At 59.3% G+C, this 15,854-nt stretch carries 13 protein-coding genes; all 13 read right to left on the bottom strand.

Annotated elements, in window-relative coordinates; genetic code table 11:
* Nucleotides 1-64: 64 nt before the first annotated feature.
* The 13 genes from sufB to B9H00_RS14170 all read right to left on the bottom strand — a co-directional run bounded on the left by sufB (nucleotide 65) and on the right by B9H00_RS14170 (nucleotide 15,607).
* A complete protein-coding gene (sufB, locus tag B9H00_RS14230; protein ID WP_086901212.1) occupies nucleotides 65-1,507 on the bottom strand; it encodes a Fe-S cluster assembly protein SufB in 1,443 nt (480 codons plus the stop codon).
* A gap of 79 nt (nucleotides 1,508-1,586) precedes the next feature.
* Nucleotides 1,587-2,054 (bottom strand): SUF system Fe-S cluster assembly regulator, encoded by a 468-nt coding sequence (locus tag B9H00_RS14225; RefSeq protein ID WP_086901211.1) that lies wholly within the window; start codon nucleotides 2,052-2,054, stop codon nucleotides 1,587-1,589.
* A 176-nt stretch (nucleotides 2,055-2,230) separates the two neighbouring features.
* Nucleotides 2,231-3,526, bottom strand: a complete 1,296-nt coding sequence (locus tag B9H00_RS14220) for an adenylosuccinate synthase (protein WP_086901210.1) — start codon at nucleotides 3,524-3,526, stop codon at nucleotides 2,231-2,233.
* Between the two features lie 56 nt (nucleotides 3,527-3,582).
* On the bottom strand, nucleotides 3,583-4,767 hold the full coding sequence (locus B9H00_RS14215; protein ID WP_086901209.1) for an ATP phosphoribosyltransferase regulatory subunit: 1,185 nt from the start codon (nucleotides 4,765-4,767) through the stop codon (nucleotides 3,583-3,585).
* A gap of 173 nt (nucleotides 4,768-4,940) precedes the next feature.
* Entirely contained in the window at nucleotides 4,941-5,912 is a 972-nt protein-coding gene (hflC, locus tag B9H00_RS14210; protein WP_086901208.1) for a protease modulator HflC, read from the bottom strand.
* Nucleotides 5,912-7,162, bottom strand: coding sequence for an FtsH protease activity modulator HflK (hflK, locus tag B9H00_RS14205; protein ID WP_086901207.1), 1,251 nt, complete (start codon nucleotides 7,160-7,162; stop codon nucleotides 5,912-5,914). The genes hflC and hflK overlap by 1 nt, the downstream gene beginning before the upstream one ends.
* Nucleotides 7,163-7,339: 177 nt before the next feature.
* A complete protein-coding gene (hflX, locus tag B9H00_RS14200) occupies nucleotides 7,340-8,656 on the bottom strand; it encodes a ribosome rescue GTPase HflX (protein ID WP_086901206.1) in 1,317 nt (438 codons plus the stop codon).
* Nucleotides 8,657-8,667: 11 nt separating this feature from the next.
* On the bottom strand, nucleotides 8,668-8,919 hold the full coding sequence (gene hfq, locus B9H00_RS14195) for an RNA chaperone Hfq (RefSeq protein WP_086901205.1): 252 nt from the start codon (nucleotides 8,917-8,919) through the stop codon (nucleotides 8,668-8,670).
* Nucleotides 8,920-9,044: 125 nt separating this feature from the next.
* Nucleotides 9,045-9,989 carry a tRNA (adenosine(37)-N6)-dimethylallyltransferase MiaA gene (gene miaA, locus B9H00_RS14190; protein ID WP_174678731.1) on the bottom strand — a complete coding sequence of 315 codons (945 nt, stop codon included), beginning with the start codon at nucleotides 9,987-9,989 and terminating at the stop codon, nucleotides 9,045-9,047.
* Between the two features lie 9 nt (nucleotides 9,990-9,998).
* Complete coding sequence (mutL, locus tag B9H00_RS14185; protein WP_086901204.1) at nucleotides 9,999-11,981, bottom strand: DNA mismatch repair endonuclease MutL; 1,983 nt, start codon at nucleotides 11,979-11,981, stop codon at nucleotides 9,999-10,001.
* 41 nt (nucleotides 11,982-12,022) lie between these two features.
* Nucleotides 12,023-13,474 carry an N-acetylmuramoyl-L-alanine amidase gene (locus tag B9H00_RS14180; RefSeq protein WP_322788249.1) on the bottom strand — a complete coding sequence of 484 codons (1,452 nt, stop codon included), beginning with the start codon at nucleotides 13,472-13,474 and terminating at the stop codon, nucleotides 12,023-12,025.
* A 72-nt stretch (nucleotides 13,475-13,546) separates the two neighbouring features.
* Nucleotides 13,547-14,038, bottom strand: coding sequence for a tRNA (adenosine(37)-N6)-threonylcarbamoyltransferase complex ATPase subunit type 1 TsaE (gene tsaE, locus B9H00_RS14175; protein WP_236944296.1), 492 nt, complete (start codon nucleotides 14,036-14,038; stop codon nucleotides 13,547-13,549).
* A 69-nt stretch (nucleotides 14,039-14,107) separates the two neighbouring features.
* Complete coding sequence (locus B9H00_RS14170) at nucleotides 14,108-15,607, bottom strand: NAD(P)H-hydrate dehydratase (protein ID WP_086901202.1); 1,500 nt, start codon at nucleotides 15,605-15,607, stop codon at nucleotides 14,108-14,110.
* Nucleotides 15,608-15,854 lie beyond the last annotated feature (247 nt).

Raw genomic sequence — 15,854 nt, 5'->3', positions numbered from 1 at the left:
GCCGGGCGGCTACACGAAAATTGCCAGCGCGGGCAGCCATCAGGGCTGCCCGCATCAACTGTTATTAGCCGACCGATCCTTCAAGCGTGACACTCAGCAGCGCCTCGGCTTCTACCGCAAACTCCATCGGCAGCTCCTGAAAAACGTCCTTGCAAAAGCCGTTGACGATCATGCTGACCGCATCCTCTTCCGAGATACCGCGGCTTTTGCAGTAAAAGAGCTGGTCGTCACCGATTTTCGACGTGGTCGCCTCGTGCTCGATGGTAGAGCGGCTGTTACCGATTTCCTGATAGGGAAAGGTATGGGCGCCGCACTTGTCACCAATCAGCAGTGAATCGCACTGGGTAAAGTTGCGTGAACCGCTCGCACGGGGTGAGACCTTGACCAGGCCGCGATAGGACTGGTTGCTTTTGCCGGCCGCAATCCCCTTGGAGACAATCGTCGATGAGGTGTTCTTGCCGATATGGATCATCTTGGTGCCGGTATCAGCCTGCTGACGCCCATTGGTGACCGCCACCGAATAGAACTCGCCCTTGCTCTCGTTGCCACGCAGCAGGCAGGACGGATACTTCCAGGTAATGGCAGAACCGGTCTCGACCTGTGTCCAGCTGATGCGTGAACGATCACCACGGCAGTCACCACGCTTGGTGACGAAGTTATAGATGCCGCCCTTGCCGTCTTCATCGCCCGGGTACCAGTTCTGAACGGTGGAGTACTTGATGTAGGCATCTTCCAGTGCCACAAGCTCTACCACTGCGGCGTGCAGCTGATTTTCATCACGCTGCGGCGCCGTGCAGCCTTCCAGATAGGAGACCTGCGCGCGCTTATCACAAATGATCAGCGTACGCTCAAACTGCCCGGTGTTGGCAGCGTTGATGCGGAAATAGGTCGACAGCTCCATAGGGCAGGTAACGCCTTCCGGAATGTAAACAAACGAGCCGTCAGTGAAGACTGCCGAATTGAGCGCCGCGAAGTAGTTGTCGCCCTGAGGCACGACCGTGCCCAGATACTGGCGTACAAGCTCGGGATATTCGCGAATGGCTTCGGAGATTGAGCAGAAAATGACGCCGGCTTCAGCCAGCTTTTCCCTGAAGGTTGTGGTCACTGACACCGAATCAAAGACGGCGTCCACTGCCACTCCGGCGAGCGCAGCACGCTCATGCAGCGGAATACCCAGCTTTTCGTAGGTTTCCAGAAGCTTGGGATCAACTTCATCCAGACTCTGGGGACGATCTTCCGGCTTCTTGGGCGCACTGAAGTACGAGATGGCCTGATAGTCGATCGGCGGGTAATCAAGGTGTGCCCAAGAAGGCGAGGTCATCTTGAGCCATTGATGATAGGCCTCAAGACGCCAGTCCAGCATCCACTGGGGTTCGCCCTTTTTCTGCGAAATAAAGGCGATAACGCTTTCGTCGAGTCCGGGCGGCACCGTATCGCTTTCGATATCGGTCACAAACCCCTGCTTGTACTCGCGACGAGCAAGCTGCTCCATTGCTTCGGTAGCCATGATCCTCTCCCCTCAAACGGGTACTGTTCGTCTCATCGGTCGTTGGTCGGAGCCGTCGTGTTATATCGTCTGCGGTCCGTCAGATCCCACGCGCCTCACCGAGTGCCACACTCTGTATGGGCAGCTGTACGGGTAGTTTGATCGGCGCATCATGCGCCAGATCGGCCAGCGTGACACTGTCAAGCAGCTGGCGTACGGCCAGCGATACGCGCTGCCAGTTACTGGCCACCCCGCAGCTGGACATCAGGTCACAGTCACCGTGGCCATGACTGCATTCGGTCATGGCCACCGGACCATCAATGGCGGTAATGATATCGCGCACCGTGATCGCGCTGGCCGAGCGGGCCAGTCGATAGCCGCCGTTGACACCGCGCTGCGATGTCAAAAGCCCGGCACGCAATAAAAGCTTGAGTGTCTTGCTGACGGTGGGTCGAGGCAGTCCAACGCGGTCGGCAATATCGGCAGCAGCATGCGAGCAGTCAGGATGGCGCGAAATCTGCGCCATCACTACCGCTCCGTAATCGCTCATTTTCGACAGCTTCAGCATGTCGGCCTCTTGCCTGACTTATTGCGGACTATTTTAGTCCTAATTACAGACGGTGTGAACCCACTTCCTTGCCAATCAGCATGATAGCTTCAGGCTCTAAAGCCCTCTGTGGCCTTTCCAGACATTAAAAATCCCCGATAAATCATCGGGGATCTGAATGCGATGTCTGTTATGGCTCAGCTATCGAAGGGATTGCGCAAAACGATGGTTTCCACACGATCCGGCCCTGTCGAGATGATATCGATGGGCGTGCCAATCTGTTCTTCCAGAAAGCTGATATAAGCCCGGGCGTTGTCAGGCAGGTCATCCAGCGAACGAGCACCGACCGTGGATTCACGCCAGCCCGGCAGATCGTGATATTCCGGATTGATCGCCTCGTAGCCTTCGCTGTCCACCAGATTGTCGATCAGCTCGCCATCCTTGGTGCGATAGCCCACGCAGACACGAATGTTTTCCAGTCCGTCCAGCACGTCCAGCTTGGTCAGACACAGCCCGGAGATCGAATTGATCTGTACGGCATGGCGCAGGGCCACGGCATCAAACCAGCCGCAGCGACGAGCACGGCCGGTGTTGGAGCCAAACTCGTGACCGTGCTCTGCCAGGTGACGCCCGAACTCGTCGAAAAGCTCGGTAGGGAACGGCCCTGAACCGACACGCGTGGTGTAGGCCTTGGTAATCCCCAGCACGTAATCAAGATAAAGCGGTCCAACGCCGGAGCCGGTCGCTGTACCGCCAGCCGTAGTGTTGGAACTGGTCACGTACGGATAGGTGCCGTGGTCGATATCCAGCAGCGATCCCTGGGCACCCTCAAACATGATGTTCTTGTCCTGCTTTCGCAGGTTATGCACAAAAGAGACCGTGTCACAGATCATCGGACGCAGCTCTTCGGCCATGGCCATGGCATGATCCAGCACTTCCTGGAAGTCCACGGCGGGCTCGCCGTGATAGCGGGTCAGCACGAAATTGTGATAATCCAGCACCTCTCCCAGCTTGCTGGCAAAACGCTCGCGATGCAGGATATCACCGAGCCGCAGCCCGCGACGGGCAACCTTGTCTTCGTAGGCCGGCCCGATACCGCGACCGGTAGTACCGATCTTGGCCACGCCGCGCGCCTTTTCACGCGCCACGTCGAGGGCCACGTGATAAGGCAGAATCAGCGGACAGGCCGGTGACAGACGCAGCCTTTCACGCACCGGTACACCGCTGTTTTCCAATTCGGCCATCTCGCTGAGCAGCGCTTCCGGCGACAGCACTACGCCATTGCCGATCACACAGGTCACGTCCGGACGCAGAATACCTGACGGAATCAGACGCAGAATGGTTTTCTTGCCATCGATGACCAGCGTATGGCCGGCGTTGTGCCCGCCCTGAAAGCGCACCACGGCGGAGGCGGATTCCGTGAGCAGATCGACGACCTTGCCCTTGCCTTCATCCCCCCACTGCGTGCCCAGTACTACGACATTCTTGCCCATTGTTTCATCTCTGATTCAAAGGCCTGCCCGGAAGGGGCAGACACCGGGTGTCAAATTCAGTTGGCGAGCGGCTCGACCTGCCAGGCGCCATCGCGACGGACGAGCTGACGGTCACAGAAGTGGGCCAGTGCATCGGTAGACTGTCCCGGCAACTGCTGAACGACCCTCTCCCCTGCATTGCGCAGCTCGTCAATGCGCCGACTCAGGGTCTCGTCATCTTCCTCGGGTGCCCAGATACCGTCATGGGAAGGCGCGCGCTGACTCAGGGTCGCCAGCTGCTTAAGGTCCATGGAGCAACCGGTCGCCGGACGTGGCCGCCCGAACGCACGACCGGTATCGTCATAGCGACCGCCCTTGACCAAGGCCTGACCATAGCCGGGTACGTAGGCGGCAAAGACCAGCCCCGTGTGATACTGGTAGCCGCGCAGCTCTGCCAGATCGAAATACAGCGTGACATCTTCATGCGCCATGCGCAGGACTTCCTGCAGCGAGGTCAGCTGATCCAGCGCGCCAAGAATGGCTTGTGAACCATGAGCAAAGACATCGCGAGCGCGCTCAAGGACATCGGCGCTGCCGTGCAGACGCGGTAGCTGCTTGAACATGGCGGCAAGCGACGCATCCGTAATGTGCTTTTCGATCAGCGCGTCGACTTCCGAGACGGCCTTGCGCTCCAGCGCCTCAAAGATCAGTGACTCGACGTCATCCTCAAGCCGGGCCTCTTCGGCCAGCGCCCGATAGATGCCAATATGACCAATGGCGAGGTGAACATCACAGGCGCCAGCAAAGGAAAGACTGGCGAGCGCCAGCTTCACGATCTCGATGTCGGCTTCGATACCAGCATGCCCGAACAGCTCAAGACCCGCCTGAACGGGGCTGCGTCCGCCCTGATGCTCATCGGCTCTGGCACGCAGAACGTGAGCACAGTAACAAAGTCGCACCGGCCCCTGACGTCGTAGGGAGTGAGCATCCATCCGGGCCACCTGAGGCGTCACATCAGCGCTGGCCCCCATCAGTCGGCCGGTCAGCTGATCTGTCAGCTTGAACGTCTGTAAATCAAGGTCAGTACCGGCACCGGTCAGAAGCGAGTCCAGAAACTCTACCGGTGGCGGCATGACCAGGTCATACCCCCAGCGATAGTAGAGATCCATCAGGCCACGACGCAGCGACTCCATGCGCAGCGCCTGAGGTGGCAGCACTTCATCCATACCGTCCGGCAGCAGCCAGCGATCCGCAATGGTCATCGAACATGCCCTGGCAGAAGTAAAAAAACGGTAGCCCGAACAGCCCCCGAACAGGCACCACACCGAGACCATCGATAAACGACAGCCACAAAAAAACCGGGGGAGGCCCCCGGTTGAAGAATACTATCACAACTCGTCAGCGGAGGAATCCCGCTTGAGTATCTTCGCTGGTGTCAGGGCGTCGCTGCCGTTGAAGCATCACCGTTACCCTGCTTGAAAAGCTGCAGGAACTGGTTGCTCGACGGGCTCAGCACCATCAGGTCATTCTTGCCCTTGAAGCTCTCACGATAGGCCTGAAGGGTTCGATAGAAATCGAAGAACCCGGCATTTTGCTGATAGGCCGCCGAATAGATGGCGGCCGCTGCCGCATCGCCCTCACCACGAGTGGTTTCAGCGATCTGACGGCCGCTGGCAAGCGTCTCTTCACGCTGGCGATCAGCATCAGCCCGAATTTCTTCAGCCTGACGCGTCCCTTCGGCGCGATACCCGCGGGCCGCCTGCTCACGTTCCGAGTTCATTCGCTCATAAACCGCCTGAGTGACTTCGCTGGGCAGTTCGATACGCTTGACTCGAATATCGAGAATTCGCACCCCAAGCTCGCGACGCATGGCCTGATCAAGCTGAGAGATGGGATCTACCATCAGCTCGTCACGCTCGGTGGCCACGTCGCTGTTCTCTTCCTTCACCTTCCTGACAACTTCCTGATTGTTGCTTTGCGTCGCCGGACGCTCACGAACAATCTGTGTCAGGGTGGTCTGGCCGAACTTGTTACGCAGGGCTTCATCGGTACGTGGCGCAATCAAACGTTCTGCAGCCTGTTCGTTACCACGCGTGGCTTCGTAGAAAAGGCCCGGATCGATGATCTGCCATTTCACAAACGAATCCACAATGACGGCCTTGGAATCGCTGGTCAGATAGCGTGTGGCACTGGCATCCACCGAAAGCACACGCGTATCAAAGATTTTCACCGTATTGAGGATGGGCCACTTGAAGTGCAGACCCGGCTGAATGTCATTTTCCACGATTTCACCAAAGCGCAGCTTGATGCCACGCTCGGTTTCATTGACCGTATAGAGGCTGGCACTACCCACCCAGGCAAGAATGCCGAGTACGATCACGATGACAAGGGCGCGATTGTTGAACATTAGCGTCCCTCCCGCAGACTGCTGCGGCCATTGTTTTGATTCTGATTGCTTCTCATATGCTCGACGACCTGCTGAGAAAGCTGCTCAAGCTGGCGTGCATCCACACCACTCTGATCACTGTCACTGTTGCTACTGTTATTGCTGTTGCTGCGGCCCATCTGATTAAGCGGCAGAACCGTGACGGCATCGTTGCCCTCGCCCAGATCGACCAGCGCCTTGGGCGTGTTCGACAGAATCTCGGTCATGGTGTCCAGATACAGACGCTGACGCGTCACTTCCGGTGCCTTCTGATATTCACCCAGCAGCGAAACAAAACGGTTGGCATCACCCTGTGCATCAGCAACCACTGCCGCCTTGTAGCCCTGGGCTTCCTCGATCATGCGCTGACGATGACCTTCGGCTTCCGGCAGGATGGCATCACGATAGGCATTGGCGCGGTTGATGGTGCGCTGCTGCTCTTCACGAGCGCGAATCACGTCATCAAAGGCGTCCTGCACCTGATCCGGCGGTGAGGTCGACTCCATGTTGACGGTCTGCAGCCGGATACCGGTGCCGTAGGCTTCCAGATAGGACGCCAGTCGGTCATAGATGTCGCCGGCCAGCTCTTCACGACCGGTGGTCAGAATCCGCTGCAGCTCCATGTTGCCCACTTCCTGACGAAGCGCGCTGTCCATGGCATTTTGCAGCGTCATCTCAGGGCCGCGAACATTGACCAGAAATGCATGCGGATCCGAGACCACATACTGGGCGGAGATGCTGACACGCACGATATTTTCATCACGCGTGAGCATGGAATCCGTCTGACTGGCAGAACGAATGCGAGTGACGTTGACGCTGTCTACCCGATCAATCAGCGGAGGATTCCAGTGCAGGCCCGGGCCAATGGTATTGGTATATTTACCGAAGCGAAAAACGACACCGCGCTCGGACTGATCGATCAGATGGAACCCTGAGCCTGCCCAGACCACGGCCCCCACTATCAGCACAACAATGGGTAACAACAAAGCACTACGGCCACCGCCACCCTGATTGTTGCCACCATTGTCGTCGCCACTGTTGACCGACCGAAGCTGCCGACGGCCCAACAGTCCATTAAGCTTGTTGCGCAGTTTCCTGATGACCTCATCGAGATCAGGAGGTCCACCACCCTGGTTTTTATTGCCGCCACTGTTACCACCGCGGCGGTCACCACCACTCCAGGGGTCCTGCTGGTTATTATTGCCGCCACCACCAGGCTCATTCCAGGCCATACATCTTCTCCACTGGGCAAGAGTTGCGAAACGCCAGTCTCATAACGTCATTGCGCGCCATTCTTACAGTAGCGCTTTGAATATCCGATCATCCTGATAATGACGGAAGCGTCCCTATTTGTAACATGTCGTGATACCAAAGACCTGAAATTCTTCCTGGCATGACGAAGTGGCGATTTATTCCTGCCACTGCTCCCGGCCCTGCTCTGCCTGAGAGAGGTAATCATCCGGGTTTTCATCAGCGTGGGAAAGAAGACGCAGCAGGTCACGACGTGGCAGTCGAACCTTTAAATGCGTTCTACCTTCTTCATCGAAGGTTTCTTCCTGGACGGCATCGTGGGAAAAGAGCTGAGCCCGCAACCAGCCCTGAGAGGGCTCAAGCCTCATGGTGGTCTCTACCAGATCCGTGGCGAGTCGCTCTGAAAGCGCCTGCTCCAGCAGATCAAACCCCGTGCCCTCACGTGCAGAAAGCCAGACGGTCGCGGCATCGTCACTGCCACTGCGCTCAAGGCGCGGCGACATTCCCAGCAGATCGGTCTTGTTCATGACCAGAAGTCTTGGCACTTCGCCGGCACCAATCTCATCAAGCACGGCATTGACCTGCTCGATATGTGCCTCGCGCTGAGGGTCTGCCGCATCAATGACATGCACCAGCAGCGTGGCCTCGGCGGCCTCCTGAAGCGTGGCACGAAAGGCTTCGACCAGCTTGTGTGGCAGGTGACGGATAAACCCGACCGTGTCGGCCATGACGATAGGGCCGACATCACTTATTTCAAGGCGTCTGAGCGTGGGGTCCAGAGTGGCAAAGAGCTGATCGGCGGCATAGACCTCGGCATTGGTCAGCGCATTGAACAGCGTCGACTTGCCCGCGTTGGTGTAGCCCACCAGCGAGACAGAGGGAATTTCTGCCCTTGTACGCGATCGGCGGTTCTGGTCGCGTTGGCTGCGAACCCGATCAAGGCGCTTGTGAATGGCCTTGATTCGTCCACGCAGCAGGCGTCGGTCGGTTTCGAGCTGGGTTTCCCCGGGCCCGCGCAGACCAATGCCCCCCTTCTGACGCTCAAGGTGTGTCCAGCCTCGCACCAGACGGGTCGACATGTACTCAAGCTGAGCGAGTTCCACTTGCAGCTTGCCTTCATGCGTTCTTGCGCGCTGGGCAAAAATATCAAGAATCAGACCGGTACGATCCAGTACGCGGCACTGAAGGGCCCGCTCAAGATTTCGTTCCTGAGAAGGCGAAAGGGAGTGATTGAAGATGACAAGCTCGGCGTGATGCGTGGTCAGCATCTCGCGCAGCTCTTCGAGCTTGCCTTCACCAATCATGAGCTTGGGGCTGGGAGAGCGTCGACTGCCTGTCAGCAGCGCCGCCGGTACGGCACCGGCGCTGCGAACCAGCTCCATGAACTCTGAAGTGTCTTCACGCTCGGTGCTGTCCTGGAAATCGATATGCACCAGGACAGCCGTTTCTCCCGAATCGGGGCGTTCAAAAAACAATCAGCGCCTCTCTATTGGATTTCCTGACCGGGGGCAGAAGCATCCTGCGCCGGCAAACGAACGTTACGCGCAGGCACGACAGTAGAAATGGCGTGCTTGTACACCATCTGACTGACGGTATTACGCAGCAGAATGACAAATTGATCGAAGGACTCGATCTGGCCCTGAAGCTTGATGCCGTTGACCAGAAAGATGGAGACGGGGATACGCTCCTTACGCAGGACATTCAGATACGGATCCTGAAGGGATTGTCCTTTGGACATGTGGCTCTCCCAAAATATTAGTATTAATTGCTGTATGTTTATCGGTTTTTAACTTGCTGTAAGCGCAAGAAAGATCCACGTCCCGGAGCTTCATGAGAGGCTCGCTGGTAACCGATCATATTACGCTAAGTGCCGATGTCGCGCACGATTTTCAGTAGTCGTGGCACAATCGCGGCATCCTGCGGGTCAAGCTGCAATGCGCCCGGCCAGCGCCGCAACCAGGTCATCTGACGCTTCGCCAGTTGCCGGGTCGCAGTCAGTGCCTTGAACGCCATTTGGGGGCGATCGTCGCCGCGATCAAGTCCTTCCCACACCTGACGATACCCCACACTTTTCATCGAAGGTAAATCCGGGCTTAAATCGCCACGAGCACGAAGCCCTTCCACCTCTTCAACGAAGCCATCGGCAAACATTTTGTCAAGACGCTGACCGATCCGCGTATGCAACTGTTGGCGATCGCCAGGCAATAGCGCAATCGGATGCGGCGTAAACGGCAGCGTCACGGGAGCTTGACGTGCCCAGTGCGCGCTTAGCGTCTCTCCGCTGACACGATAAACTTCCAGAGCGCGCATGAGTCGCTGCGGATCGTTGGGGTGAAGCCGCGCGGCGGCCTCGGGGTCCACTCGGGAAAGCTCATCGTGCAGGGCGCCGGGGCCGCCTCTTTCAAGCATCTCCCGCAGCGCCTGACGAATGTCAGGGTCGGCCTGAGGCATATCGGCGGCGCCTTCCGTCAGAAGACGAAAATAGAGCATCGTCCCACCGACCAGCAGCGGCACTCGACCGCGGGCGGTGATGTCTTTGATGCACCCGAGCGCATCGTCGCGAAAGGCAACACCTGAATAGGGCTCGGACGGATCCCGGATATCGATCAGCCGGTGCGGCGCCCGGGCAAGCTCCAGCCTTGATGGCTTGGCGGTCCCGATATCCATGCCTCTGTAGACCAGCGCTGAATCGACGCTGATCAGCTCTACCCCGAGCTGCTCGTGGAGTTCGATGGCCAGATCGGTCTTGCCGACGGCCGTGGGCCCCATCAGCATGATGACCGGCGGGCCCGATGCAGTAATGTTCATGAGGGCATCCTACTGGCCACGCAAAAAGAGACGGTCAAGGTCACGCATCGACATTTCAGTCCAGGTCGGTCGGCCATGGTTGCATTGCCCGCTGCGCTCGGTGCGCTCCATGTCTCGCAGCAGCGCATTCATCTCCTCGATTTCAAGACGACGGTTGGCGCGCACGCTGCCGTGACAGGCCATGGTCGAAAGCAGATCGAAAAGATGATCCTTGACGACCTGACTGCGACCGTAGCGCTCAAGCTCCTCGAGCATTTCACGCACCAATGCCTCAACGCTGCCGTTTTTCAAAAGCGCGGGAACCTCCCGAATCAATAGCGTTTCCGGCCCGGCCGCCTCAAGCGTCACGCCCATCGCCTCGATTGTTGACTGCTCTCGCTCGGCAAGCTCGACCTGTGCCTCGCTGACCGACATGGAGACCGGCACCAGCAGCGGCTGTGTGTCGATGCCCTCTCCAAGATACTGCGCCTTCATGCGCTCATAGGTAATCCGCTCGTGCGCGGCATGCATATCAACGACCACCATACCGCGCTCGGTCTGCGACAGAATATAAACGCCGTGCAGCTGTGCCACGGCATACCCCAGTGGCGGTGCTCGAGTCGCATCCACAGAAGAGGTTGGTGGCGTACTGCCCGGCGGTGATGCGTTATCGCGGGGTGCCGGCACGCTTGCAGGTGCCGAAGGCGCAACCTGTGGGCCATCCGTTGTCGAGCGGGACGTCAACAGCCGCGACTCATGGTCCGGATGCAGCGCCCGGTAGCCAGCCATGAATTCTCGCACCTGCTGCTCACCTGGCCGCCCGGCACCACGATATTGTCCCTGTGGTGACCGGTCATTATCCGAGTAGGTAGCACTTTCCTCCCCGGTGACCTGGTTGAGCGCCATACGCTGCTGATCAAAGCGGGGTTCCGGCGCAGGCGGCGCAGAAGAAGCCTCGGGTGCCGGCGTCGACCGTCCCTGTGGCCTGACCTCCGCCAGCGCCCGATGCAGGCTTGAAAATAGAAAATCATGCACCAGCCGGCCATCACGAAAGCGCACTTCATGCTTGGTAGGGTGCACATTGACGTCCACGCCATGGGCATCCAGATCCAGATAGAGCACAAACACCGGATGACGGCCGTGAAAGAGCACGTCGCGATAGGCCTGACGTACAGCGTGCGCGACCAGACGGTCTCGAATCACCCGGCCATTGACGAAAAAGTACTGCTGATCGGCCTGGCTGCGGGTGTGGGATGGCAGCCCCACCCAGCCCTTCAATGCCAGTCCGGTCGCCGCCATATCAATATGGATGGCATTGTCCAGAAAGCCACGCCCCAGTAGCTGGGAAATGCGCTTTTCCATGGCGACCTGGCTATTGCCGCCCATCAGCTGATGCACGGTCTTCTGGTTGTGCCGCAGCACCAGATCGACATCCTGACGTGACAGGGCCAGCCGACGAAAGGCTTCCTCAACGTGATTGAACTCGGTCTTTTCGGTACGCAGAAACTTGCGACGCGCCGGCGTATTGAAAAAGAGATCGCGCACCGCCACGGTCGTGCCGCGCGGATGCGGCGCGGGTGACAGGCGTGGGGCCATCTCGCGCCCCTCCGCCACCACACGCCAGCCATTGACCGGATCATCACTGGTATTTGAATACAGCTCGAGCCTTGACACTGCGCTGGTAGCTGCCAGTGCCTCACCGCGAAATCCGAGGCTGGCGACACCTTCGAGATCATCCAGCGAGGTAATCTTGCTGGTGGCATGCCGCGACAGCGCCAGGCCGAGATCGTCATGTTCGATCCCGCTGCCGTTGTCGCGCACGCGAATCAGCCGGCTACCGCCGGATTCCAGCTCAATCTCGATGCGAGAACTGCCGGCATCGATGGCGTTTTCGACCAGTTCCTTGACGACCGACGATGGGCGCTCGACCACTTCGCCGGCCGCAATCTGGTTGGCCAGACGCGGGGCCAGCGCCTGAATGCGGCGGCTTCCGATTGCTGTGGTATCACTCATTGCCGCTCTCCGAGATTATGAACACAGGCATAACCATCCCATCAGGGGATGGTCAGTACCTGTCCCAGACGCAGCACATCGGTATCCAGACCGTTGACGCGGCGAAGCGCCGCCAGGGACACGTTCTGGCGTGCCGCGATACCTGACAGCGTATCACCGGGCTGAACGCGATACTCATTGGAAGCACCACCACGGTTCTGATCACGCTGCCACGCCAGCAAACTGTCCGGCGGCGGGCTGCGCAGGAAATGCTGTCGAATTCCCTGAGCAATGGCCTGCGCCAGCTTTTCCTGATGCGCAGGAGACCGTAGCAAACGCTCCTCGGAAGGATTGGTCAAGAAGCCGGTCTCGACCAGCAGCGACGGAATATCCGGCGATTTGAGCACCACAAAGCCGGCCTGCTCGACGCGTGAATGGAATAGCTTGTTGAAACTGGAGACGCGGCTGAGTACATCCGTACCGGCCGACAGCGAATCGTTGACGGTTGCCGTCATGCTCAGATCCAGCAGCACGCCACGCAGTACCTGATCCTTGTCATCAAGATTCAGGTCACCATCCACACCACCGATCAGATCGGAGCGGTTTTCACTCTGTGCCAGCCAGCGGGCGCGCTCCGAAGTGGCACCGTGCTGGGACAGGGCATAGACGGACGTGCCGCGGGGTGACGAGGAGCCACCGGCATCGGCATGAACCGATACGAAGAAGTCGGCATGATGCTTGCGAGCGATGCGCGTACGGCCGCGCAGCGGAATAAAGGTATCGTCACTGCGGGTCATGTAAGCCTTGAATCCGGGCATGGCGTCGAGCTTGGCCTTGACCCGCAGGCCAATCTGCAACACCACATTCTTTTCATGAGTACCGCCGGGACCGGAGGCACCCGGGTCCTTGCCGCCGTGACCGGGATCAACCACCACGATGATATCGCGTCGCGGGTGAGGCTTGGCCTTCTGGCGCGACTCTGCAGTGGGCTCGTTGCTGACCTGCTGTGCCACCTGAGGATTTTCCGTGGGGCGGCTGCTGGCCAGCTTGCTGCGGGCGGCCTGTTCCTGCTTCTGGATCATGGCCGTGATGGGGTCTTCACTCCCGCCTGAGGCTTTCGAGCTGCTGCCACCCTTGCCGGGCGCCAGATCCACTACCAGACGATGGCCGTGCCCGCCTCCCGGAGGCAGCTTGAAGGCATTGGGGGTGGCCTGATGTTCGAGTTCCACTACCACACGCAGGTCCGTACCCGCGCGCACTCCGGAACGAACGTCCTTGACCAGCCCGCGGCCATTCACGGCGCTGCCAAGATTCGTGTCCAGAGTGGTATTGGAAAGATCGATGACCAGTCGTGCCGGGTCATCCAGAGTGAACACATCCGCGTTGACCTCACTGGAGAGGTCAAACACCAGACGGGTTCCGTCGCTGTCGGTCCACTGCCGAAGCCCCTCAAGCTGGGCAGCCTGAGCGGCACTGGCCATGAGACTCAGCATGATCATGGCAAAAAGGGTCAAGAAAGCTGCCGGAAACTTCATCACTGCCTTATCACTATATTGGTGTTCATGGCGGGCAGGGCCGGCCCGGAATCAGACATCATGAAAGGTCCAAGCGGTGTCCGCCATTTGTTGCAGGGCCTGCACCCCATGGTCGCTGCCGGCCTCGAAGACCAGACGTCGCCCCTGATCGATCAGCGACAGCGTAATGACAACATCGGCAGCAGGCAGCCATCCTTCACCACGTACCGGCCACTCCACGAGCGTCAGGGCCTCGTCGGCAAACATGTCACGACCGCCCAGAAACTCGAGCTCTTCGGGATCGCCCAGACGATAAAGATCGAAGTGATAGACCCGACCGGCCGCCAGATCGTAGGGTTCTACCAGCGTATACGTCGGACTCTTGACCGCGCCGTCATGCCCAAGCGAGCGCAGAACGCCTCGAGCGAGGGTAGTCTTGCCGGTTCCCAGATCGCCGTTGAGATACACGATACCGCGATACTCCAGCGCTTCAGCCAGCCGTCGACCGATGGCGACCTGTGCAGCCTCATCGCCGGCTTCAAGGATGATGGTTGTCTTGCTCACGTTATCCCACTTTAAACTGATCAAGGTCCTGCCCTGTTATCGGCAGGCCGCCGTGTCGATGACATCCTTTCATCCGCCGGGATTAGCGCGGCGGCGCGCGTAGCATGCCAGATCGCTTGCCAGCAGGCCACGCTCGCCCTGGTCGCGCGCCGCATCATCGGCGGCCAGTCCATGGATCAACACGCCACTGGCGGCGGCCTCCAGCGGCGAAAGGCCCTGTACCAGCAATGAGGCAATCATGCCGCCCAGCACGTCGCCCATGCCACCGGAGGCCATCCCCGGGTTACCAAAGGGACTGATGAAGCACTCTTCAGGGCTTTCACCGCCGACCACCAGCGTGCCGGCCCCCTTGAGCACGATCACGCCGCCATAGAGACGGTGCAGACTCAACGCAGCCTGATAACGATCGGCCTGCACTTCGGCCACACTGCAGTCCAGCAGCATGGCCGCCTCCCCTGGGTGCGGGGTCAGAATCCAGTCATCACGACGCTCGCCTGCGTAGCCCGCCGCCAGCAAATGAAGGCCGTCGGCATCCACCAGTCTGGGCCCCTCCGCCTTCATGACAGCCTGCATCAGCCCCTGCCCCCAGGCGCCCTGTCCCAGGCCCGGACCGATCAATACGGCCGTGGCCTTGTCGACCAGCGCCTCGATATCCAGGCCGTTGCGCGCCTCATGCACCATCATTTCCGGGCAGCGTGTCAGGGCCGGCGGAATATGCACACTCGCTGTGGCCAGACTCACCAGTCCGGCACCCAGACGTGCAGCAGTCTCGGCGCTCATGATGGTCGAGCCACCAAAACCCGGCTGCCCGCCTACCACCAGCAGATGACCACAGTGGCCCTTGTACGTGGTGGGCTGCCGCCGAGGCAGCGTGTCCTGAAGCCGCTCGGCCAGCATCAGCTCGCCCACGTGACCACTCTCGGTCAGAGTCGACTCGGCAACTGCCAGCGGTGCCAGTACGATCTCGCCGGTCACATCAGGCGCCTGGCCGGTATAGAGCCCGAACTTGCGCGCGATGAACGTGACCGTCAGATCAGCCTTGACCGCCTCACCCAGCAGCGCGCCCGTATCGGCATGCAGTCCGGAAGGAATATCCAGCGCCACGACCGGCGCGCCTGATCGATTGATGCTCGCAATGGCGCGATCAAACGGCGAGCGAATTTCACCACGGGTACCGGTACCCAGCAGCGCATCAACGATCACGTCGATTTCAGACGGAATCTCGATCTCCGGATGCCAGTCATCAATGCTCACGCCACTTTCGCGTGCCAGCTGAACGGCGTCAGCGGCCTCACCCTTGAGCTGATCCGGCGCGTGCAGCGCCAGAATCCGTACGTTCAAGCCCAGTCGATGGGCCAGTGCCGCGACCACATAGCCATCGCCGCCGTTGTTGCCACTGCCACAAAAAATGCAAAGACGCTGCGCTCTGGGCCAGCGTCGGGTAATTTCATCCAGGGCCGCACTGCCGGCCTGCATCATCAGGGCAAATCCCGGCACGCCCTGCTCGATGGTGCGTTGATCCAGCGCCTGCACCTGTTCTGCGCTGTAAAGTCGTGCATTCGCCGCCATGGCGTTCTCCTTCCAGACCATCCGTGTCTTTGATATTGATTGTGGCTGTCGTGAGTCGGCCATCATACGCGGCCAACACATACGATCAGCCGATATAGGCCGACGAGTAGTGTTGTGACCCTGTTGCCCCGGGCAGGTTCCGATCATCAGCGCGCGTTCACGCCGCAAAACGTCCCTTTGGCCGAAGGCGTTGGCGCTGTCATACTGTCATCTTCATATCGCGCTTCACTTGACGGGCGCCCATCAT

Source organism: Kushneria marisflavi, assembly GCF_002157205.1.
Classification (GTDB): domain Bacteria; phylum Pseudomonadota; class Gammaproteobacteria; order Pseudomonadales; family Halomonadaceae; genus Kushneria; species Kushneria marisflavi.
The sequence above is the reverse complement of the archived record's forward strand: the minus strand, read 5'-3'. Positions and strand labels throughout refer to the sequence as shown.

Bases quoted from the DNA above. Each gene is read 5' to 3' on its own strand.
- sufB (WP_086901212.1), bottom strand. From the start codon at position 1,507: ATGGCTACCGAAGCAATGGAGCAGCTTGCTCGTCGCGAGTACAAGCAG.
- B9H00_RS14225 (WP_086901211.1), bottom strand. From the start codon at position 2,054: ATGCTGAAGCTGTCGAAAATGAGCGATTACGGAGCGGTAGTGATGGCG.
- B9H00_RS14220 (WP_086901210.1), bottom strand. From the start codon at position 3,526: ATGGGCAAGAATGTCGTAGTACTGGGCACGCAGTGGGGGGATGAAGGC.
- B9H00_RS14215 (WP_086901209.1), bottom strand. From the start codon at position 4,767: ATGACCATTGCGGATCGCTGGCTGCTGCCGGACGGTATGGATGAAGTG.
- hflC (WP_086901208.1), bottom strand. From the start codon at position 5,912: ATGTTCAACAATCGCGCCCTTGTCATCGTGATCGTACTCGGCATTCTT.
- hflK (WP_086901207.1), bottom strand. From the start codon at position 7,162: ATGGCCTGGAATGAGCCTGGTGGTGGCGGCAATAATAACCAGCAGGAC.
- hfq (WP_086901205.1), bottom strand. From the start codon at position 8,919: ATGTCCAAAGGACAATCCCTTCAGGATCCGTATCTGAATGTCCTGCGT.
- miaA (WP_174678731.1), bottom strand. From the start codon at position 9,989: ATGAACATTACTGCATCGGGCCCGCCGGTCATCATGCTGATGGGGCCC.
- mutL (WP_086901204.1), bottom strand. From the start codon at position 11,981: ATGAGTGATACCACAGCAATCGGAAGCCGCCGCATTCAGGCGCTGGCC.
- B9H00_RS14170 (WP_086901202.1), bottom strand. From the start codon at position 15,607: ATGGCGGCGAATGCACGACTTTACAGCGCAGAACAGGTGCAGGCGCTG.